We start from the raw sequence: 20,591 nt of genomic DNA on the forward strand, positions 1-20,591 counted from the left end.
AAGCTCGGCTACCGGGCGACACCCGTGACAGTCATCGACGGCGAGGTCGTCGTCGGTTTCGATCGAGGGAAACTTCAGCGACTGCTCGGGCTCAGCTAAGGCCATTGCGGTCAGGTCTTGGAGGCAGGATGGTTACAGTCCATTGCAATGGATGCGGGCAGGAGATCGAGCTTCCGGCGGGGACGCGCTCAGGCGACATCATCGCCTGTCCTAACTGAGCGGGCCTCTCGCTCCGGGTGAGCGAGCAAGACGGTAACTGGTCAGCCGTGGTGCTCAAGACCGCGAGTTGCGCCGTCGGAGATGAAGTCGTCGTCCTTCCTGATGACGTGCGGCCCGGCGATATCGTTGAGTGCCACGGGATCACGCAACGGGTGACCTATGCTTACGGCGCCTATGCGCTTGAGAAGATGTGAGGTGTGAGAGACATGCGAATACCAGATGTGAAGTCCGGCTTTTTTGGGATGGTGTCCGCGGCCATCGCTTCACTCTGCTGTCTCCTGCCGCTTGCGGTGATTGTGCTGGGGCTGGGCAGCGGGGCCTTCATGATGACCACCATGCAGTACCGGGCCATCTTCATCCCGGCGGGGATCATCGGGGTCAGTCTCGGCTGGGCCTTTTATCTTCGTGAGCGCAAGCGATGCAATGCGCTTAGTTGCAGGATGTCAGGTGGACGATTGAATCTGGTATTCCTCCTGCTTGCAACTGTTATTGTGGCCGGAGCCGTCGCACTGGACCAACTCCCGAACTTCACCGCCGACCTGCTGATGCGCGTCACATCCGGTGGGTCGGATACCATGCCGATGTCCGGCTCCGCAGTGGAGCATTCCAACATGAACCATGGAGGTGGGACCCAATGAAGGCTACGCGTGAGTACGATCGACGCACCTTCCTTTTCTGGGGAATGGGAGCATCGCTTCTTCTGCTTCTGAGGGAGGCGACGGCCTCAGAGACCGCCGTCGTACGCCTGCGGATTGACGGCATGACGTGAGGCGCCTGACCCCTCGTGGTCAAGAAGGCCCTGGAAGGGCTGAAGGGCGTCACAAGCGCAGAGGTAAGTTTTAAGGACAAGCTCGCGCGCGTCACGTATGAGCAAGGCGTCGTGACCATCGAGCAAATGATCGAAGCGGTACGCAAGGCCGGGTTCCAGGCTAGCTTACAGTAAACCCCTTGCAGAAGCCGCCAATGCCGGCCTAGTACTTGATTGCAATAATACCCGTAACGTCATTCCCGCAGTCCTTAAGCGGGAATCCATTGTTTTTACTGGATACCCGCTCCCCGCTTTAAGCCTGCGGGGACAAGCTTCGCGGGTATGACGGTTTATGTGCGCTAACTTTCGCAAGTAAGCACTAGACTCGTGCCGGTTCAATGGGATTAAGATAAGTCTGTGCAGGATGCGCCAAGAAGGTCTGCTCAGAACACACCCCGAAATCCCCAGATTACGATCACGTCGGGCTTCAGGCCCAAGGGCCGCTCGAGGCCTCGGCTGATGGGGAGTTCTACGGCTGCTTCAATGAGCCACTGTGGACCGAGAAAATACTGGAAGCCCGGGGCCAGGAAGAACTCGGTCCCGCCGGACTCGGACACGGAGGTGCCCCCAACTCTGTCCTCGGTTGCCGTCGTCCCCACCAGCTCCAGGCCCACATTAAACTGGGAGAGGTCCGGGATCGGCCAGTCGGGAAAGAGCTGATATTGAACAGTGAGGTCATAGGATACCATATCCCCCGCCTTGAACCCTCGTGCCGCGCTGTTGACCTTGCCCAACGCCCCGAGGTACAGTCCCCACCGCCGGCTGATCGAACCCAGATTGAGCCCCACCAGGCCATCGACCGAGCCTGACCCTGGCTGCAGGGCAGGCGGAAGCCTTCCTTGCGCATCGCGACGCCCGCTGTCACCCGTTGGAAGCTTCAGGCCGCCCAGCAGCGTGGCCTCAATGGTTCCATGGGGCCTGTCCTGCCGGAAGAAGCGGTAGAGGCCGAAGAGGCGAAGATCCCCGACCCCCTCGGCGCCACGCTGGCGGCCGTCCTCCAGCGTGAGATTTTTTGAGACATAGGGGAGACTCAACGCTACGTTGAGATCGCGGCGAGGGGAATAGAGCGCCAAGACTGGGGCCTCCCAGATGGTGAGGCGATTGCCTCCGTCACTCAGACGGGTGTACACCCCGAGACCCCGCACGGCTGTTCCAAGGGAAAAGAGCGTGGTAGGCCCGACGCCGACAATCGGATCAGCGAAGCTCGGGTCCGGCCCTGACACCCAGCAAACAGCAACCCATCCGAGAACGCGGATCCACCGACCTCTCCTTCCGTTTTTCGTTGCCATTACTGGACCTCAAATCGCTCAACCTGCGCCCACTCCTTCTCTTTCGGGATCATCCCTACGATGCTCACGCGCCTGCCATCCAACTTCGCGGCCTTCCGCAGTGTCTCAAACTGCTCATCGGCCACAAGCGGGATGACTTGCTCCGTTCCCCGCACTTCGAATGCCGGACTGCCGTCTCGGGTAGTAAGCCGACCTACCGCCTCGAACCGGATCCAGGTCGGCGTAAACCCTGCATCCACGACGAGCTTCCTGAGCTTCTCCACCTCGAGTCGCTGGCCTTCCTTGAGCTTAATCTCTACCTGCGCCAACTCCAAGCTGACCTTTACCTTGTCCACGCCATCCAGGCGTGTTAGGGCCTTTCGGACCCCGTATGCTCAGGTGGCTCAGACCATCCCATCGACACCCATCTGGACCTGCTTGATCTCAGCCACGGTCAACGCGGGAAACGCTAACGCCAGGACCACAGCCAATCCGATCACAGCGGAGACCTGCGTTATTCGCTTTCCCATACCGCTCCTCCTTTCTTAAGCCTCTACGCTGGAAGACATCTACGAGTGATGCCCGACCCCCTTGATGGCCTCGAAGAAGTAGGCGCCTCGGCCCCACAGGGAATTGATGAAGATCGACGTCACGCTGGCCGCCATGGCCACCATGCCCCAGATGGGGTAGATCAATCCTGTCGCGGCGGCCGGAATCCCGACACCGTTGAACAGGAATGCGAGGAAGACGTTTTGCACCATCTTTCGGTAGCTGTACCGGCTGACCTCGTAGGCGTCGAGCACGGCGCCCAGCCGCTGGTTGAGGATGATCACATCGGCGGATTCGATGGCGATGTCGGCGCCGCTGCCGAAGGCGATGCCGACCTCGGCCTGCATGAGCGCCGGCGCGTCGTTGATCCCATCGCCAACCATGGCCGTACGGGCGCCCTGCTGAAGCGTGCGGATCATCGTCGCTTTCTCGGCCGGCAGCACGCGCGCATGCACGTCCGCGATGCCGGCGGCGCGGGCGAAATAACGCGCCGCCTCCTCGTTGTCGCCGGTGATCAAGCTTGTTCCGATGCCGAGCGCATGCAGGCGGCGCACCGTCTCCACTGCGTCGGGCCGCAGACCGTCGCCGAGCGCCAGCAGGCCCAGCAGTTCGTCTCCCCGCGCCACGCCGATCACGGTCAGCCCTTCCGCTTCGATCGCCTTGATACGTCCGTCCTGCGGCTGCAGATTGACGGCGTGGCTCGCGAGAAAATCCGGGCTGCCGACCAGCACCCGCGAATGGTTAAGACGCGCCCGGACGCCCTGACCCGCCACAGCCTCGAATTCCTGTACCTCCGGAAGCGCGATGCCGCGTTTGGTCGCCGCATCTACCACGGCGCGAGCCAGCGGGTGTTCAGACCCGACCTCTGCAGCCCCAGCCAGCACGAGCAGTTCCTCTTCCGAGCACGCCAGCGGAACGATCGCCCGTAACGCGGGGCGACCCTCGGTCAGCGTCCCGGTCTTGTCGAAGACCACGCACTGCACCCGTCGCAGGGCTTGAAACGCCTCACCCGTGCGCATCAGCACGCCGCGTTCGGCCGCCTGACCTGCGCCCCGCACGATCGACAGCGGCGCCGAGATCCCCACCGCGCAGGGATAGCCCATGACCAGCACACTCAGGCCGGCAAACATCGCTCGGCGCAGATCGGGGGCGGATCCGACGACCAGCGGGCCGAGCGCCCACACGAGGGTCGCGCCGGCCGCGGTGAGCAGCACCATCGGGGTGTAGACGCGCAGCACACGGTCCACCAGGTGCAGCAGGCCTGGCTTCAGCGCCCGCGCGCCTTCGACACTGCGGATCACCTGCCGGAGGAAACTCTCCTCACCCACCGCCGCGACCCGCACCAGCAGCGTGCCGCGACCGTTGAGGGAACCGCTCACCGTCCGGTCGCCCGGGCGCTTCTCCACGGGGAGCGGCTCGCCGGTGACGAGGGATTCGTCCACATCCGATTCACCCGACTCGACCTGACCGTCCACCGGGACCCGCCCGCCCGGTCGAATGCGGACCACGTCCCCGATGCGCACCGCTTCGAGCGGCACTTCTTGCTCCGTACCATCCTTGACGATAGAGGCCACGTCAGGCTCCAGGTCCAGCAGCTTCTTGACCGCCTGCGAACTGCGGGTTTTCACGATCAGCGACAGCCATTCTGAGAAGATGTGATAGGCAAGGACCATCACGGCCACCGAGAAAAACGCGGTCGTCGGATAATCCGGCAGGTCGAAAGTCAAGCCGACCACGCCGCCGATCAGTCCTGCGAAGGCCCCGGCCTCAACGAGCACGTGCTGGTTCAGGATGCCGCGCCGCAGCGCCATGAAGCCCATGCGCGCAATGTGCCCACCCACGCCGAAGATGACGGTCAGGGCGAGCGCGCCGGCGAGCCACGGCGTGGCGCCGCCGAACGCGCCGCGCAACTGGAGAGCGTAGGTGCCTGCCCCGAATGCAGCGAGCAGGGCCGAGCCCGACAGCGCCCACCGCACGCCATAGCTGCGCAGGACCACGAAGGAGAACCCCACCATGCTCGCGATCGAAAACACACAGAGCACGAACCACGCGCTATCGATCGGGTACCCGGCCAACCCCATCGCGGCGATGCTCATGGCCAACGCGGCGAGGAAACGCTCGCGCTCGCGCACCAGCGCGCGCTCTTCTTCCTCACACGCACGCAGCTTGCGCGGATCGGAGATGGTGTAGCCGATATCCTTGAGCGTCTGCAACAGCTCCTCGGCTCTGGCAAGCGCGGGGTCGTACTCGATAAGCGCTTGTTCATGGGTCAGGCTCACCGCGACCTTGTCCACCCCGGTCTGCTTGCCCAGTGCCCGCTCGATGGTGCCGGTACACAACGAACAGTGCAGCCCGCCAATATGGGCGCGGATTCGCCGGTGGCCTGGTCGTTTCGAAGGCTCGTCGCTCCAGAAGCGCTGTGTAGATTCAACGGTCATTTCCATGCTCATGTGTGCCTCCCTTACTGCTTTCTCCCATCCGATGCGAGGGTCTCCAGGATCGGACACTCGCTGGTGGGGCCGCGACCTCGACAGGCGGCAGCCAGCTTCATCAGCGCCGTCTTCATCTGTTCCAGGTCGCGAACCTTTGCGTCGATATCGGCGATTTTGGCTTGCGCTCGCCTTTTAATGTCTGCGCTCGTCGTCTCGGGATCGATACGCAGAGACAGGAGTTCCACGATTTCTTTCAACGAGAACCCCAACTCCTGCGCGCGCCTGATGAACCGGATCCGCTCGACGGCCTCGAGGGGATACTGACGGTACCCGGATTCGCGTCGAGGCGGCTCGGGTATGAGCCTTCGCCGCTCGTAGTAGCGAATCGTTTCGATATGCACATGGGCTTGCTTCGCCAACTGCCCTATGGTCAATGTCTGCATGTCCTCACCTCAACTCAATTATAAGATAGACCCTGCACCTAGGTACGGAGTCAAGGGGTATGGAGAACTTTTTATGGATCTCCGGTTTGCACTGAACTCAGAAAGACTATTAACCAGGCGGGAGCGTAACCCTAGGACCTCACGGTTGGAAGTGCGAAGGGATGGGTGATGAAGCCCGCCAGAGTTGGGTCTGGGGATAAAACCCCTTCCACGCAAACCAGAAGGCCCTGGTGGTTGGGAGCTGGCGTAGCCGGCTGCCGCTGAGCTGACCTTTGATGGCCGTGCCGGTGAGCGCCTGCCACGTTGAACCGGTTTGCCGGTCCTCCATCACCAGGTCGCCGTTCACCTCACGCAAGCTCGTAAACTCCAGGACCCGCTCCCCCATTCGCCTCGCGAAGGCCACCGCCGTCGCCTCTTTCGCCGAGAAGGCCACCAGGATCGGTTCGCCGCTCACCATATCCTGCACGAGGGGCTGGCGGTTCAGATCGCGATAGGGATAGGCGACTCGCGTGTCGCCCAGACTCAATCCCAGGACGAACTCCTTGCCGGGGAGGACGGCGTCCGGATTCCTGGTTCTGAAGATCCCCAGCTTCGCCTGGTCTTCGAAGTAACGCTGGTAGGTGTTACGGGTTCCCTCGACCCCGAAGGCGCTCTGCTTCGAGAGGACGAGGGTATCAGGATGGAGCCGTCTCCACTGCTTCCAGGTGGTGTGGGAAGCCGGATAGGGTGTCAAGGTCTGCCCTCTCAGCGGCCCGACAATGGCGCTTCCTGTGACGTGGCTCCAGAGGCTGTCGGTTTCGCGATCATACATGACCAAGGCGTCCTTCCAAAGCCGTCCACTGACCCCGAAGGTGATCGGCTTGCCCTGGTGCGTCGGCCGGACATACACGATGCCCGTAAAGCAGAGGGGTCACCAGGTCACGGCAATGGGGAGGGTCCCGAGCTGGTCGTTCACAATCTCATGGTGGTTGAGTTGCCAGAGTGAGTAGGCCTTGGCGACCTTCCCATCGGTGAGGCCGAGGACCGGCTCCTCCGGCTGCATGACCCGGTCGCCCTCGGTAGCGGAGACGAACGTGGGATGATCAATGGCGGGGATCGCGTCTTTCGGTAACACGGTCATGATGGGTGCGCCGTTCACAACCTCACTGAAAGGCCCCGCCGTCCCCGCCAAGGCCGGACCCGAACCCCCCATCGAAGCCGCGAAGGCCACTAAGCCCACGAAAAGCCACTTCCACGTTCTCCGTACCATTTCATCCTCCAACCTGTGGGCCGTTTCGACCATCTCTTCCTGGTGTCCTGTTTCTGAAATTCGTTGCATATTTCTGGCCGTCATTCCGCCCCCGATCAGGTCGGGGGCCGCATAGCGGGCGCGAGCCGGAATCCAGGAAAATACGCGAGTTCTGGATTCCCGCTTTGGCGGGAATGACGATACAGAGAGCCCCGACCTCTTCATCGAACTTCTGACCCAGGACACTAGCCAAGACGCATGAGCAACTGAAGGAACCCCTTGAGCGGCCCACTGAACAGCTTTTCCCGGTAGTACTGATCGGCCGCCCGGCGCACGCCCTCGGCGAGGGTGGGGTAGGTATGGATGGTCTGTGCGAGCGCGCCGACCGGGAGCCCCTTCCGCATCGCGAGGATCACCTCCTGGATGAGGTCGCCGGCCTGAGGGCCCAGGATATGGGCTCCCATGATCTTCCCCTTCGGCGTACAGACAAGCTTTATCAGGCCTACCGCCTCCCCGTCGCAGAGGGCTCGGTCCAGGTCTCCAAAGCTGTACCGATAGACCTTCACATTTCCGAACTGCTCCCCGGCTTCGACCTCGGTTAAGCCGACCCTGGCCACCTCGGGATCGGTGAAGGTGCACCAGGGGACGGCTGAATAGTTCGCCTTGCTCTTGAACGGAAACAGCGCATTGCGGACGACCAGACGGGCCTGATACTCTGCCACGTGGGTAAAGAGGAGCTTCCCTGTGATGTCGCCACAGGCCCAGATGTTCCGAGCGGTGGTCCGTAACGTTTCGTCCACAATGATCCCCTTACTGTTATAGCTCACCCCTGCCGCCTCGAGGTTCAACCCCTCCACATTCGGCCGCCTGCCGGTCGCCAGGAAGATCTCCTCGGCCCTAAAGGTCACCGCTACACCGCTGCACTCTCCGTGGACAAGCTTCTGAGTTCCATCCTTCTCTACTCGAAATGCCTTGGTGCAGGTGTGGATGTCGATCCCCTCAGTCCGGAGGATCGCCTCCAGCGCCTGGGCGATCTCTTGCTCTTCCCGAGGCAGGATCTGCCCCACCACCTCCAAGACTATTACCCGGACGCCAAAGCGCGCGAAGAGCTGGGCGAACTCGATTCCAATGGGCCCTGCCCCCAGGATTACGACCGATCGAGGGAGATGCGAAAGCGTCAAAGCGCTGACGTGGTCTAGGAAGCCGACCTCCTCCAACCCCTCAATCGGAGGGACAGCAGTCCTTGAGCCGGTGGCGATGACGACCTTCTTGGCGGCAATCCGCTCCCCTCCAACCTTGAGCTCTGTAGGGGAGAAGAAGCTCGCCTGGTCGGAAAAGAGCGTGACACCGAGCCCCTTAAACCGCTCCGGGGAGTCGTGCTTTCCTACCTGCTGTTGCACCTGTCGCATCCGGTCCATCACCTTCACAAAATCGAAGGAGACCTCGGGCGTATTCAGGCCAAAATCGGCTGCCCGGCGCATCAGGTGCAGGACTTTCGCGGAGCGGATCAGGGCCTTGGAGGGGACGCAGCCCGTGTGTAGGCATTCGCCCCCAAGCCGGTCGCGCTCGATGAGCGCGACCTTGACGCCGAGGGACGCAGCGCCGGCAGCAGTCACAAGCCCCGCCGTACCGCCCCCGATCACGGCAAGATCAAAGGTGTCCATCAGATCCTCCTTGCGCTTGAAGCGGGCCGTTTAACATCCGATGAAGGCGCGTGGCCGTAGTAGAGCCGGTAGAGTAGATCAGAGCCCACACCGACGAAATAGAGAAAACGAAGAGTCCACATCAGCAGGATGATCCGGAAGATTCCCTCCCGCTCCCACTTCCGCGCCGATGTCGTGACCTTCGAGCGAAGACATGCCATCCTCCCCATCTTTTTCAGCCGTTTCGTCAGCTCCACATCTTCCATCAAAGGGATGTCAGGATACCCTTCCAACTCTTCGAATGTCTGCCGTCTCACAAAGAGGGCCTGATCACCGGTGCAGATCTTCGTGAGGCGCGAGCGAAGGTTGATAAAAAAGGCGATGACCGTGAAGACCGGGCGAGGATTATCAAATCGGATGTCGAAGCGTCCAGACACAATATCGGGATTGCTCACGGCTTCAAGGATCGCCGCTTCTGCCCCGGCAGGCAGGAGCGTATCAGCATGGAGGAAGAGCAGGCTCTGCCCCTTCGCCACCTTCGTGCCTGCGTTCATTTGCCTGGCCCTCCCCCGCTCGCTCGAGAAGAGCCTCACATGGGGAAACCGGCGCACAACCGCGCTGGTCTCATCCTCACTTCCCCCGTCCACGACAATGACTTCGACCCCGGGGCAAACCACCCGGAGATGCGGAAGCAGGCGCTCAAGATTCTCTGCCTCGTTGAGGACCGGAATGATCACGCTTAGCATCTCTCCTGCCTCCTAACGGTCCCCGCTTTCCACCGACCGGAGCACAATGTCGTCGTAGTACGCCACAGCGGACTCACCGGTATTGTCGGTGTCGGTCATCAGCGCGATACCGGCGATCCGAGGAGGTTCTGCGCCGAAGAGGCGCTTATAATCGGCATAGAGGTTTCGCTCCTCGAGCACCCACCGCCCCACGTTTTCCGCCCTACTCTCCACAGCGATCATCTTCGCCCGATCGGTGTAGGCGTTATCGATGGCCGTTCCCCTGGGGAGTCGGTTGTCCCAGATGTAGTTAATGACATGCTTTGGCGGGTACTCGCCATAGATGAGCTTGTAAGTCCCATAGCTGGTCCTCTCCCAGAGTGTGGCGTTTCGAGCGTCATACTGGAAGGCCACGTACACGCGAGCTGGGTAGTCGTCGCCTTCTTTGCGGCGGGCATCTCCCTTGGCGAGGATATTCTCCACCTTCCATCGCCAGGAGAGGATCTGGTAGACCTTTGGATCGAGGTCCAGCGCCTTGTACAGGCCAGAAGCCGATGCATGGCTTTCCGCTTTCACGATGTAGTTGTCACCCTCCTGAATCACGGTGTAACGGGTCTTCGCAGGGATCTTCCGGAATGTCAACGATGTCCAGCCGTGGGGTAGGCCCCCTGGATCGGTTGGAGGGCCGAATCGGTCCACCACCAGCAGTTCCCCGCCAAGACCCCAGGCGACCGCACAGAGCGAGAGTACGGCGACAAAGGCGGAGGTGTAGATGATGCTCCGTTGTGCTCTTCTCATCACCGGTTCACCGCAGCAGGTCATCCGTGGCTGGGCTGGTTTTGTTCAGCCATCGGGGAATAAGCGTAACCAAGACCAGCAAGGCCCCCGCAATCCCCAGGTAAAGCAAAGTCCGCTGTATGTCCCCGCCCCCTTCTGAGAGGGCGCCACCGGCGAAGGTGTAGGCCGCTGTCCCTGGCAGCATGCAAGGCCAGGAGGTCAGGAGATGGCTCCAGAAGCCGATCCGGGTTAGACCGTAGGCGTAGTTTTGAAGGTTGAAGGGAAACAGGGGGACGAGACGGGTAATCATGACAATCTGCCAGCCGTACCGGGCCACCGCCTGGTCGATCTTCGCGAGCCGGCGGTTCTCCGATACCCACCGCTCCACCATCCCCCTCGCGCCATAGCGGGCGATGAGGAAGGTGAGCGCCACGCCGATAGTGGAGGCGATGGAGACATAGACGGTTCCCCAGATGGGACCGAAGGCGACGCCACCCAGGACCGTGATCGGGAGGCCAGGCACGAAGAAGATGACCGCCAGGATGTAGCCCGTGATGAAGACGAGGGGAGCTAACGATCCAAAACTGTCGATCCACACCTTTAGATAGGCAAGATTTTTCAGGCTGAGGATCTCCTGGAGGCCGAAGGCCCTGGCCAGGAACGCCCCTGCCAGGACGATCCCCGCCAGCAGGAGCAACCGTTCCCACGGTCTTTTTGACCTGTGAACGACTTCACTCAAAGCGATGCCTCCTCCACCGATACCCCGGCTCCAGGATGGTCCCCGGTTCGGTCATGGTCTCCAGGGCCTGCAGCGCATCAAGCAGGATCGTGCGCTGCTGCTTGACAGCAAAGGCTTCGCCGAGGGGATGGCCGAAAGGGTAGTGAAGGTAAAGGGCCCGTGGCGGCTTCACCTTCTTCGTCACCTCTTTCTGGAGCGTGATCCCGATCGTCGGAATCCCTTCCGCCTCGATGGCACGCTGCAGCAGGCCCACGGCCTGGTTGCAGAGCCCTCAGGCCGGGGTGAGGACCACAGCCTCTGCCCCGTCGCGCCGCAGGCGACGCGCTACCTCAGGTGCGGTCTGCTGTACCAGCGTCTTCACGTGCGGGCCGTCAATATGCCCCATGAAGCCATAGACAAAGGGGGCGATCCCCCCGATCAGCCCTTCGGCCTTGAGCTCCTTCAGTCGGTCCAAGGGCAGGACCACATTGAGATCTTTGTCTGCCGCTGAGTGGTCATAGTATTTGTGGGTGATCGTCAGCTCTTGTGGCTTTGTGTCCGCCGAAATGACTCGAAAGCTGGGATCGCCGTTCGGATCGTCCATGTCAAAAGGGGGTTGAGCCTTCAGGTGGACCCCCGCCGTAGTCACGAGGCCGATCACACTCTCTCGAATCGGCTTCTTCACAAGCGTCCACGGGATCCCTTCCGTCTCCACGAAACGATGGCGCCTGGCCCAGCGCTCGGAAAGCCAGGGCAGACGCTTGTAGAGCTGCACCATCAGCACGTTGGTCAGATCCTGAAGCCGTCCCATCAGTGAGCTCGCATGTGCGCCTTCAGGCGACCCGTTGCAACAGGACGTAGATGCCTGCCGCCACTAACGCCGCGACCGGAAGCGTGATAACCCAGGCCAGCACGATATTCCGGACCACACCCCATTGAGCCTTGCCGTTGCTGGCGCCAATCCCGAACAGCGCCCCGCACGAGACGTGGGTGGTCGAGACCGGCAGACCCCACCTGGAGGCGAAGATGACCAGAAAGCTCGTCACGAGATTCGCGATGACCCCCTGGTCGGCGTCCATCGCGGTGATCCGTGTGCTCACGGTCTCGGCCACGCTCCGCGCATGCAGCAGCCCGCCCAAAGCCATGAACAACGCGACCAGAGACGCCCCCCACGTGAGGTCAACACTTCCCGCTGCAACACCCAGCGCGACGATCTTCGGGGTATCGTTGAGCCCTCTGGCAAAGCTCACCGCCCCTGCGCTCAGGTAATGGACGCCGTCGAGGACGGTCTGGGCACTTACGCCCATCATCGTACCGGTATAGCGCCGCCGGCACCCCTCCGCTTCATCCAGGACGACACGAAGGGGCGTTGTCCCAATGGGCAGGTGACGCCCTTCAGCGGTCGTGGCGACGGCAACGGGCACAAATTCCTCCCCTACACAGAGACAGGCCTCTTTTGTGATGCCTGTCCAATTGGCCGCAAGCCTGAACAGGGGGTACGCGAGCAACGCCAATCCCACGGCCAGTAATGGGCTCACCATGAGCGGTTTCAAAAAGTTGGTCCACAGCGTCGAGAAACCCAAATCGAATCCCACTGCCACAAGGCCGGTCCCGATCATGGCGCCGGTCAGACTGTGGGTGGTCGAGATGGGCGCCCCAATCTTGGTTGCCAGGGCCACGGTGAAGGCCGCACCCAGGATGACGGCCACGAGAAACGGCTTCGACCCTGCGAGGGCGGCGGGGATCAGACCACGTCCCCCAAACGTCTGGATCAGCGTTGTGGCAACAAACGCGGCGGCCACTGAACCGGTAAGCGTTGCCCCCGTCGCCAACCAGAGGGCCTTTCTGTAGGTCGTCGTGCCGCTCCCAAAGAGGGTGGCCACCCCCTTAAAATTGTCATTGGCCCCGTTGGCATAGGCAACGAACATCGACGCCGCGAATAGCAGTACCGTCCAAGGCATATGCGTGCTCCTTATGAGATTATGGCCCCACCGCAACTGCTCCCTGCCCCAGCGGTACAGGCATAGCAGTGGTTCCCGACCAGGATCTGGCGGCCCTCGACTGCATCTGCAGCCAGTTCCCAGATCTTCAGCGGCCGTCCTTTTCCATCTTGCAGCGGCATGTTAAGTGCCTGATTGAAATCACAATCGTACACCGACCCTTCCCAGCCCACGCTCAACAGGTTCCTGCACATCACACGGTCCAAGGTTGCCGGGTTGAAGGCCGACTCCAGGAGACCCATGTAGCGGTCGTACTCCCGGCGCAGCGTCAGGAACTTCTCGAAGCGTGTGATCGGCACGTTCGTGAGGCAGTAGAGGCGGTTAAACACAATGCCATATTTCTCGTGAAGGACGCGCTTGTAGTCGGCTTCCAGCCCGGCCTGCGGCGGCGGCAAGTGCGCGCCCAGCGGATTGTAGACCAGGTGCAACTCCAGCCCTGTTCCCGGCATGCTGTAGCCCAGACGGTTCAACATCTGGAGGGCTCGGATGCTCAACTCGAATGTCCCGTCTCCTCGCTGGCGATCCACGTTCGCTTCGAGATAGCAAGGCAGCGAAGCGATCAACTCAACCCGATTCTCCCTGAAGAACTCCGGCAGGTAGTATTTCCCAGGCTCAAAGAGAACGGTGAGGTTGCACCGATCGATGACATGGCGCTTGAGCCGCACGCAGGACTTCACAAGGTACTCGAAGTTTGGATTCAGTTCAGGCGCGCCGCCCGTGATGTCTACAGTGGGGATCGCCGAGCTCTCTACAAACTGGAGAACGGCCTCGACGGTTTCACGCCCCATGATCTCCTTGCGTCCCGGCCCCGCCTCCACATGGCAGTGGATGCAGGCCTGGTTGCAGTATCTCCCCATGTTCACCTGGAGCACATCGATCTGACGCTTGCGAAAGCCGTCACCGGCCTCCTTAATCCTCTGAGCAAAGTGTTGCATGGTTCGCTCGTCACTCACGGACAGCAGGCGCTTCCAGGACCGCAGACATTGGGCGAGGTCTGCGTGGCCTTGTAGTCCATTCCCTTGGTCTCGCGGGGATGGCGCCGCTCCGTCCGCCTGCAGTCAAACACTTCGGCCTCCTCCAGCGGGATCTCTTCTCTGGGCGGCACAGGGATAACCTGATCCTGATATGGGGGCTTGGCATAGAGCTGGTAGGTCTTGTCGCAGACCGCGACCCGTACCCCACGCGGCAGAACGTGGTTGTCATCGTCGACTACCTGTTTCCACGGGCCACGATAGATCACCGCCTGGTTTCGCTCAATGCAGGGTCCTTCCTTTCCCTTGTAGGCCGTGAGCGTGATCGAGCGAAACTCGATCCCCTCGATCGTCTGATACGGTTCCGCCCTCATCTCCTCGATATGCATCCCGTAGAACTTAGCCTCCTCAAAGGCGCGGAGTAACTCTTCTTCCTGGAAGGCGCCTGAGACGCAGCCGCTCCAGAGCTCGGGATCGTGCTTCAGGTGGTCCGGAACAGGTTCATCGCTCACGATATCGGCAATGGCGACCCGTCCGCCTTTCTTGAGAACGCGATACATCTCGGAAAAAAGCTGCCGCTTGTCCTCGGACCGGACCAGATTCAGGACACAGTTGGAGACAATCACATCGATCGATTCATCAGGAATCAGCGGGTGCGTCTGCGAGATTCGCTCCTCGAATTCGCGCAGTTTGAAAAGATCAGCGGTGCGATGCACAGGGTGACGCGTCAGATATTCTTCCACGAGATCCAGATTGAGCTTGAGATTTTGAATCCTGCCTCGGCGAAACTCCACGTTGTGATAACCAAGCCGCTGTCCTACAGCGTCCTGATACTTACGGGCCAGCACCAGCATCTCCTCATTGAAGTCGACGCCGATGACCTTCCCCTTCGGCCCGACGATCTGGCAAATGATGTAACAGGCCTTCCCACTCCCGGAACCGAGATCGAGAACGGTCTCCCCTTCCCTCACGTATCGTGACGGGTCTCCACACCCGTAATCCTTCCTGATGATCTCCTCGGGGATGACTTCCAGGAGAGATCGGTCGTAGTTGACCGGGACACACAAGCCGGCCTCAACCTCCCGGGCCGCTTGCTCATACCGCTCCAACACCGCCTCTTCAACACCGGCCCTTCGAGCATTACCGTTGTTCTTCCCGTTATTTGTTCGTTGCCTCTCGCCACTCACAGGCGTTTCTTCCCTCATGTCCACCTCCCGCGAAAAACATTCCGGCTTTTTCAGCCGGCCCCAAGGTCAGCCTGATCTACAAAAGATCGGGCCTAGTACTTACTTGCGAAAGTTAGCGCACATAAGCCGTCATACCCGCGAAAGCGGGTATCCAGTAACATCAATGGATTCCCGCTTAAGGACTGCGGGAATGACGTTACGGGTATTATTGCAATCAAGTACTAGTCCTCCCCCGTGTCACTTGCTGTTAAGATGAGTATAGCGAAGAAAACGATTCGCCTCCCTATAGGAATTCACAGTTCAAGCCATCAGGATTCCTCCCCGTCTACTGGGTGCTGAGCGGTGACGCGACGTTTGACCAAGGGCCCCAGCAGGGCCGTGAGGATCCCGATCGCGAAGAGGGAACTGAGAACAAAGAACGCCGCCCGTAGCGATCTCCCCGCCTGGTGGCCCAGGTAACTGTAAAAGAGGGTAGCGGGAAGCTGACCAACACCAGTCATGCTCCAGAAGCCCCAGAATCCCATCGGGGTCAACCCCGCCCCATAGCTTATCAGATCAAAGGAGATCCAGGGGAGGAGACGGGCAACGAGGACGGCGCGTTTGCCATAGCGAGCAAAGAAGGCATCGGATCGAGTTAATGCGGAGGGGCTGACCAATCTTTCTACCAAGCGGCGACCGAAAAGCCTGCTGAGGCCGAAGCAGAGAGCCGCCCCCGCCATGGCGCTTCCCCAGGACAGCACACCCCCCCAGAAGGCGCCGAAGAGGAGGCCGTTGGTGAGGGTAAGAACAAAAGCTGGGAGGGGAGCGATGACGGACTGGAGGACCATGAGCAGGAACGAGATGACAGGCGCCCAAACCCCGAAGGAAAGGAGAAACACCTTGAGCGCCTCAACATCCCCCTGGCCGAGGAGGCGAACCGCTTGCTGAAGAAATACTAGGACGGCAGGGAGGAACAGGGACAGCCCGAGGCTCGCGCCCACAGCAACCAGGAGGAGCTTCTTGCCCAGCTTAGACACTTGTATGCCTCTTCCCAGGATCGGGCTTCTCCTCAGACGGTCTTCGCAAAATTGAGGGCTGAACGGTCACCTCGTAGTTGCCTCCACCCCAACGCCCGTCCCCGTCCAAAAGAAGGTAAAGCGAACCGGGGCCTACCGGCCAGGAAGGGTCGGAATCCTTATCTGTGGCGTGGTGATGAGAGGAATGCGCAGGCCTTTTACCGATTCGAGCATGACACTGTCCTTCCCCTTACTCAATCTCCCGCGCTGTTGTGTTTTGCGATTCAATCGTTGAGATGCAAAGAACCGCGTAAGCGATTCGCTGTTCAATCGAGCGGGTACACCGAGGCGGGTGATCTCTCTTGGATGAAACGCGGGCAGGTGCAGTTGGGGGTGAGCCGGAGTCATGTGCAAATCGCAATCCCAATCGCGCGCATCTCAGATACTTGCGCTGCCATCTAAAAAATGGAAGGAGACAGACATGAGTGCACCGTCGTTTACGCGTCTGCTTAAGCTGCTATTTCAGGATCCCAGCGTCCACCGGCAGGCAAAAGATCGGCTGAGCGACTGGATTCTTGATCAGCATGCCTTGGGATTGCCGCTCGATGGCCAGAGCCTTTTGGAGCACCTGCATACCGTCCATCCCCAAATCTTTGAGCGACTGAGGAGCCATCCGCGGGTCAAAGACGAGATTGACCGTGTCCTGGCTGCCCAGCATCCTCTTGCGAGCCGCCCACACGAGGCCACGCCATCCCGTGCCTGAGGTGGTCTGTATGCCATGCCAAGTGCGCCGCTTCGGGATGAGCTCGTCATGGCGCTGAGCCGGCACATACCTGCTGCCTGGTTAAACGTAATACGAGTCAATATTATACTTCACCTACCCTTGACTTCCGCCGTCCGCTTGTCTTTTTGCGCTTGCCGCCCCGACTCGAGTGTACGCTGGATCACTGAACGCAGCAGCCAGCTTCGCTGCGTGCCATCCAAAAGCGCCGTCAAATCCTCATAGAGGGTCGGATCGACCAGAAATCCTCCCAGGATTCCTTCGCCTCGGGCGATCTTCTCGCTGATCTCGTTGAGGTGCTGGGAGGCCTCCGTAAGATTCTTCACCAGATGCCTGGACTCCTCGATCAGTTTGCCGCCCTCCGAGTCATACACCATGGCCATGGGCCAAGCCTTGGCCTCATTAATGTACGTGTGGCCCAGGATCTGACCAGCCGCGCACGCCGTCAGCGAGAGCCCGAGAGCCAGAAGGCAAAACTGGACATGTCGCACGGGAGGCCGCAAGGGCTATTCCGCATCAGTAGGGGTAGTAACCGCCAGTAGGTGCATAGCCCACGCAACGGCCGTAGGCGTCATAGCCATAGCAGGAGCCGTAATAGGGATACCCGTACGATGGATAGAAACGATAGGAGAAGTACGGATAACTGTAGTAGCTGAACTCCCCGTGTGAACCGTGATGACCGAAGCCGCCGTGCAGTCCATGACCGCCGAAACCCCTATGGAAGCCGTGATGGCCGAAGCTGCCATGCGATCCCCCGTGAAACCCACCACGTGCTCCCCCGTGAAACCCTCTGGCCTCTGCCGTCCCAACCTCGAACAAGACCATGACGCCAAGAGTGAAAAGGATCGCCGTCATCAAGCTAAGGAACCGCTGTTGCCATGTCACGCTCACATGTGTACTCATTGTCTCTACTTCCTTTGCCCCTACTCTCTTTCGACCTCGCGTTTAGAATCCTTCTCATCCGGGACACCCCCCTCCGGGGGGCATGACGTCCCTCAGGTCGAGCCGCTTTTACTGGCAAGCCAGTACACGATTCCGATCACGGCTAACAATCCTATAAGGCCTTCCATCGTCTTCCCCTCTAAAAGTGCAGACGAGCGGGCCGCTCATCAACGCTTGGCCTGTAGCCCAGGTCCATCACCAAGACCTTCGCCAGCTCTTTCGCATCAGGGTCTGTCAGGTTCTTGTCTTGAGCCACCCTCACCTGCCCCCCTTCATCGGACCAGGTGATCTCCAGGAGGTCGCCCGCGAAGTTGTAGGTCTCCACGTAGTTCCCCATGCCCTGGCTTTTTGGGTTGTTGTAGATGATCAGGATCACCCCATGTTTGCCGGCCGGGGTTTCAGCCGTGATGCTCTGCATGCCGAGCAGGCTGAACGCCTGTTTGTCCGGGACGTCGCCGGGAACGGTCACTACTTCTCCTTTGAGATTGGTGAGGCTCCTTTTCTCCTGTATCTCCTCTGCGCCTCCCGGCCTTGCGAGCAGAAGGACCCCCACGAGGAGCAATAGCGCTAACTTCCTGATCTTGTGGCGCTTCATCTGCCTTCCCTCCATCCAGCCGACCATTCCACCTATCCTGTTCACGCTACTTCTATAGATGAGGCAGAAAGCGGAAAGGATGCGCGACATGGGATGCGCCGTCTTTCCACGCTTCGGCGTATCCTTGGGCTGCGCTGCCGCATCTAATAGATGTGAGCGTGTAAGGTGTCAGCGATGCAATGCTCTGCAGCCCTTCGATTACCCTTTGTTTGGTTGAAGGAGATTATGAAGCAGGCGGTCACGCGTCGCCTCAACCGAGCGGTTAGCACGTATGACATCAAGGTCCCCAACAGCATGGAGCGGCTCTATAAGCATATCCGGAAAGGGGATGTGGTCCTCATCGAGGGGATGCTCGGAATCAGCCAACTCATCAAGTACACCACCCAGAGCCAGTGGAGCCATTGTGCCCTCTACGTGGGAGATGCACTGCTGCGCCGGGGGGGAACAGTGCGCGAGCAGGCGGTGAGCCAGTTCGGCCAGCTTGCGGACCGCCTGCTCATTGAGGCGCTGACCGATCACGGGGTGGTGGCCTCGCCACTCGCCAAGTATCGGTGGCACAACCTCCGGATCTGCAAGCCCTTCAAGCTCGACCCTGCCGATCTGGATCGCGTGATCGACGCTGTCCTGGCGGACCTCGGCAAGGCGTACGACCACCGTAATTTCCTGGATCTGACCCTGATGCTCCTCAGCCCGGTGGAGTTCGGCTTCCTGAAGCGGCGGACCATCCAGACCTGCCTGGGCAACTGCACCGAGCACCAGGTGATCTGTTCAGGGATGATCGCCCAGGCCTTCCAGCGGGTCGGCTACCCGATCCTGCCGGTGGTCGATATCGGCAATCCACCTGACGACATGCTGCTCGAGGCCGTCCCATACGCCTACCCCTTGACGATGCGCCACTACTCGCAGATTTTGCCGCGCGACTTCGACCTGAGCCCCAACTTCCAGATCATCAAATTCAACCTCATCGAGGAGGGTGACTTCGACTACAAGCACCTGACCTGGACGACCACGAGCAGAGAGGGCGGGTGCCAGTGATCGGCGTGGAACAATCACGCCCCCCACTCAGATTCCAGCTCCACCCCCAAGGCATCGGTGACACGGTTGATATAGTTGAAATAGCTGGCGATCTCCACCGTATGGAGGATCTCTTCATCGGATACCCCTTTTTCCCGGAGTCGTTGGATCTCGGTTCGAGTCATCGAAGCGGCATCCCGGGTAATCCGCTCGGTGTACTCCAGGAGCGCCAATGTCTTCGGGTCGAGGATCGCCTTCCGATAGTCCTCAGCAAGCTGCTTGACCAGCGTGTCGTCCTTCGTCTCCTGACGGAGAGCCTCTCCGTGGTGGACGATTCAGTAGTGGCACCGATTGATGGATGAGACGACGAGGGCGATCATCTCCCGCTGGGCACGGCCCAATGCCGCTGGGCCATACATCAGGACCTGGAACATCTGCAGGGTAGCCCCCATCGCCTCCGGATGGAGACTGAAGACCTTCATGATATTGGGGACCATCCCCGTCTGTTTCCGGAGTCCTTCGTAGAGGCTCTTGAGATTCCCCTGGGCCTCGCGTTCCTCTATCACGTTGATCCATGTCATTCCTCTCCTCCTTTGGCGCTCACCGCGAAACGTGGCCAACTTCACGCCTCCTTACACGCTCGTCGCAGATCCATATCGGCGACGCCGATGGGATTTCATGAGCAGATACAGAAGAGCAACGAGAAGGACGCTGAGCAGGACAAAGCCATAGTACCAGCGGTAGCCGGCCAGAAGCCGTTCCCAACGGCTTCCGAAGAGATACCCGGCGATCGTCACCAGTGCTGCCCAGAGCACCGCCCCCAACGCATCGTAGGCCAGGAAACGAGGATAGGCCATCCTGGTGGAGCCCGCCATGGGAGCAGCGAAGGTCCTGACGCCCACCACAAAACGGGCGAAGGCGACCGTCAGGCCTCCGCCACGCCTCGTGAAGTAGTCATGCGTCTTCTGGGCGCACTCGGTTGAGCCCAGCGTGATCCTGCAGTACAGCCGCGACAGGCGCTCTCCACCCAGACGGCCCATGAGGTAGCCGAGACTATCGCCCCCCACGGCGCCGGCCGCCCCCAATGCAATGACCACGAAAAGTTTGAAGTGTGAAGGAGCCGTGGAGGCTAAAAAGCCCGCGGCAAAGAGGACGACCTCACCGGGGAGGGGCAGCCCAGCATTCTCCATGGCGATCCCGAGGAAGAGGATCGCATAACCGTATCTGATGAAGAAGGGCCAGAGGCTAATCGCCACATCCATCACGTTCACTCCGGCAAGCCGTTTACCCATCCCA

At 60.4% G+C, this 20,591-nt stretch carries 27 protein-coding genes; 4 read left to right on the forward strand and 23 right to left on the reverse strand.

Translation table 11 applies throughout. From position 1 onward, the window contains the following. The 3 genes from C3F12_02555 to C3F12_02565 all read left to right on the forward strand — a co-directional run. On the forward strand, nt 1-99 hold a 99-nt coding region (locus tag C3F12_02555; GenBank protein ID PWB47845.1), incomplete at its 5' end, for a glutaredoxin family protein. Nucleotides 100-425: 326 nt separating this feature from the next. Next, nucleotides 426-857, forward strand: coding sequence for a hypothetical protein (locus tag C3F12_02560; GenBank protein ID PWB47846.1), 432 nt, complete (start codon nt 426-428; stop codon nt 855-857). A gap of 146 nt (nt 858-1,003) precedes the next feature. Beyond that, on the forward strand, nt 1,004-1,162 hold the full coding sequence (locus tag C3F12_02565) for a copper-binding protein (GenBank protein ID PWB47847.1): 159 nt from the start codon (nt 1,004-1,006) through the stop codon (nt 1,160-1,162). A gap of 248 nt (nt 1,163-1,410) precedes the next feature. Here C3F12_02565 and C3F12_02570 read toward each other — a convergent pair whose 3' ends face one another. From C3F12_02570 to C3F12_02665, 20 genes are all read right to left on the reverse strand, one after another. Next, nucleotides 1,411-2,316 carry a hypothetical protein gene (locus tag C3F12_02570; protein ID PWB47848.1) on the reverse strand — a complete coding sequence of 302 codons (906 nt, stop codon included), beginning with the start codon at nt 2,314-2,316 and terminating at the stop codon, nt 1,411-1,413. Beyond that, nucleotides 2,316-2,651, reverse strand: a complete 336-nt coding sequence (locus tag C3F12_02575; protein ID PWB47849.1) for a hypothetical protein — start codon at nt 2,649-2,651, stop codon at nt 2,316-2,318. Before C3F12_02575 ends, C3F12_02570 begins: the two co-directional genes overlap by 1 nt. 213 nt (nt 2,652-2,864) lie before the next feature. Further along, on the reverse strand, nt 2,865-5,294 hold the full coding sequence (locus C3F12_02580; GenBank protein PWB47850.1) for a heavy metal translocating P-type ATPase: 2,430 nt from the start codon (nt 5,292-5,294) through the stop codon (nt 2,865-2,867). 11 nt (nt 5,295-5,305) lie between these two features. Next, nucleotides 5,306-5,719, reverse strand: coding sequence for a heavy metal-responsive transcriptional regulator (locus C3F12_02585; protein ID PWB47851.1), 414 nt, complete (start codon nt 5,717-5,719; stop codon nt 5,306-5,308). Nucleotides 5,720-5,858: 139 nt separating this feature from the next. Further along, nucleotides 5,859-6,611 carry a hypothetical protein gene (locus C3F12_02590; protein PWB47852.1) on the reverse strand — a complete coding sequence of 251 codons (753 nt, stop codon included), beginning with the start codon at nt 6,609-6,611 and terminating at the stop codon, nt 5,859-5,861. A gap of 18 nt (nt 6,612-6,629) precedes the next feature. Then, nucleotides 6,630-7,193, reverse strand: coding sequence for a hypothetical protein (locus tag C3F12_02595; protein ID PWB47853.1), 564 nt, complete (start codon nt 7,191-7,193; stop codon nt 6,630-6,632). Then, the gene (locus C3F12_02600; GenBank protein PWB47854.1) at nt 7,193-8,611 is read right to left on the reverse strand and encodes a pyridine nucleotide-disulfide oxidoreductase; all 1,419 of its coding nucleotides are present in this window, start codon (nt 8,609-8,611) and stop codon (nt 7,193-7,195) included. Before C3F12_02600 ends, C3F12_02595 begins: the two co-directional genes overlap by 1 nt. Next, nucleotides 8,611-9,336 (reverse strand): glycosyl transferase, encoded by a 726-nt coding sequence (locus C3F12_02605; protein ID PWB47855.1) that lies wholly within the window; start codon nt 9,334-9,336, stop codon nt 8,611-8,613. Before C3F12_02605 ends, C3F12_02600 begins: the two co-directional genes overlap by 1 nt. 12 nt (nt 9,337-9,348) lie before the next feature. Continuing rightward, nucleotides 9,349-10,137, reverse strand: coding sequence for a hypothetical protein (locus C3F12_02610; protein PWB47856.1), 789 nt, complete (start codon nt 10,135-10,137; stop codon nt 9,349-9,351). Next, complete coding sequence (locus C3F12_02615) at nt 10,121-10,852, reverse strand: TVP38/TMEM64 family protein (GenBank protein PWB47857.1); 732 nt, start codon at nt 10,850-10,852, stop codon at nt 10,121-10,123. The genes C3F12_02610 and C3F12_02615 overlap by 17 nt, the downstream gene beginning before the upstream one ends. Beyond that, a complete protein-coding gene (locus tag C3F12_02620; GenBank protein ID PWB47858.1) occupies nt 10,824-11,084 on the reverse strand; it encodes a hypothetical protein in 261 nt (86 codons plus the stop codon). The genes C3F12_02615 and C3F12_02620 overlap by 29 nt, the downstream gene beginning before the upstream one ends. A gap of 18 nt (nt 11,085-11,102) precedes the next feature. Beyond that, the gene (locus C3F12_02625) at nt 11,103-11,621 is read right to left on the reverse strand and encodes a hypothetical protein (GenBank protein PWB47859.1); all 519 of its coding nucleotides are present in this window, start codon (nt 11,619-11,621) and stop codon (nt 11,103-11,105) included. A 22-nt stretch (nt 11,622-11,643) separates the two neighbouring features. Next, nucleotides 11,644-12,771 (reverse strand): inorganic phosphate transporter, encoded by a 1,128-nt coding sequence (locus C3F12_02630; GenBank protein ID PWB47860.1) that lies wholly within the window; start codon nt 12,769-12,771, stop codon nt 11,644-11,646. Nucleotides 12,772-12,782: 11 nt separating this feature from the next. Then, nucleotides 12,783-13,745 carry a radical SAM protein gene (locus C3F12_02635; GenBank protein ID PWB47861.1) on the reverse strand — a complete coding sequence of 321 codons (963 nt, stop codon included), beginning with the start codon at nt 13,743-13,745 and terminating at the stop codon, nt 12,783-12,785. A gap of 14 nt (nt 13,746-13,759) precedes the next feature. Further along, the gene (locus C3F12_02640) at nt 13,760-14,986 is read right to left on the reverse strand and encodes a methyltransferase (GenBank protein PWB47862.1); all 1,227 of its coding nucleotides are present in this window, start codon (nt 14,984-14,986) and stop codon (nt 13,760-13,762) included. Nucleotides 14,987-15,276: 290 nt separating this feature from the next. Further along, nucleotides 15,277-15,795 carry a TVP38/TMEM64 family protein gene (locus tag C3F12_02645; protein PWB47998.1) on the reverse strand — a complete coding sequence of 173 codons (519 nt, stop codon included), beginning with the start codon at nt 15,793-15,795 and terminating at the stop codon, nt 15,277-15,279. Between the two features lie 685 nt (nt 15,796-16,480). Continuing rightward, entirely contained in the window at nt 16,481-16,792 is a 312-nt protein-coding gene (locus C3F12_02650) for a hypothetical protein (protein ID PWB47863.1), read from the reverse strand. 44 nt (nt 16,793-16,836) lie between these two features. Further along, on the reverse strand, nt 16,837-17,235 hold the full coding sequence (locus C3F12_02655; protein PWB47864.1) for a hypothetical protein: 399 nt from the start codon (nt 17,233-17,235) through the stop codon (nt 16,837-16,839). A 25-nt stretch (nt 17,236-17,260) separates the two neighbouring features. Beyond that, entirely contained in the window at nt 17,261-17,647 is a 387-nt protein-coding gene (locus tag C3F12_02660) for a hypothetical protein (protein PWB47865.1), read from the reverse strand. 178 nt (nt 17,648-17,825) lie between these two features. After that, nucleotides 17,826-18,371 (reverse strand): hypothetical protein, encoded by a 546-nt coding sequence (locus C3F12_02665; protein ID PWB47866.1) that lies wholly within the window; start codon nt 18,369-18,371, stop codon nt 17,826-17,828. A gap of 84 nt (nt 18,372-18,455) precedes the next feature. Between C3F12_02665 and C3F12_02670 the strand changes: the two genes are divergently transcribed. Then, nucleotides 18,456-19,316, forward strand: coding sequence for a lipo-like protein (locus tag C3F12_02670; protein PWB47867.1), 861 nt, complete (start codon nt 18,456-18,458; stop codon nt 19,314-19,316). A 14-nt stretch (nt 19,317-19,330) separates the two neighbouring features. On the opposite strand, the gene C3F12_02675 is transcribed toward C3F12_02670, so the two are convergent. The 3 genes from C3F12_02675 to C3F12_02685 form a co-directional block, all read right to left on the reverse strand. Beyond that, nucleotides 19,331-19,528, reverse strand: coding sequence for a peroxidase (locus C3F12_02675; GenBank protein ID PWB47868.1), 198 nt, complete (start codon nt 19,526-19,528; stop codon nt 19,331-19,333). A gap of 102 nt (nt 19,529-19,630) precedes the next feature. Further along, on the reverse strand, nt 19,631-19,876 hold the full coding sequence (locus C3F12_02680) for a peroxidase (GenBank protein ID PWB47869.1): 246 nt from the start codon (nt 19,874-19,876) through the stop codon (nt 19,631-19,633). Between the two features lie 51 nt (nt 19,877-19,927). Continuing rightward, nucleotides 19,928-20,587: a hypothetical protein gene (locus C3F12_02685; protein ID PWB47870.1), complete on the reverse strand. Its 660-nt coding sequence runs from the start codon at nt 20,585-20,587 to the stop codon at nt 19,928-19,930. Between the last annotated feature and the right edge of the window lie 4 nt (nt 20,588-20,591).

It is taken from the genome of Candidatus Methylomirabilota bacterium, assembly GCA_003104975.1.
In the GTDB taxonomy this organism is placed as follows: domain Bacteria; phylum Methylomirabilota; class Methylomirabilia; order Methylomirabilales; family Methylomirabilaceae; genus Methylomirabilis.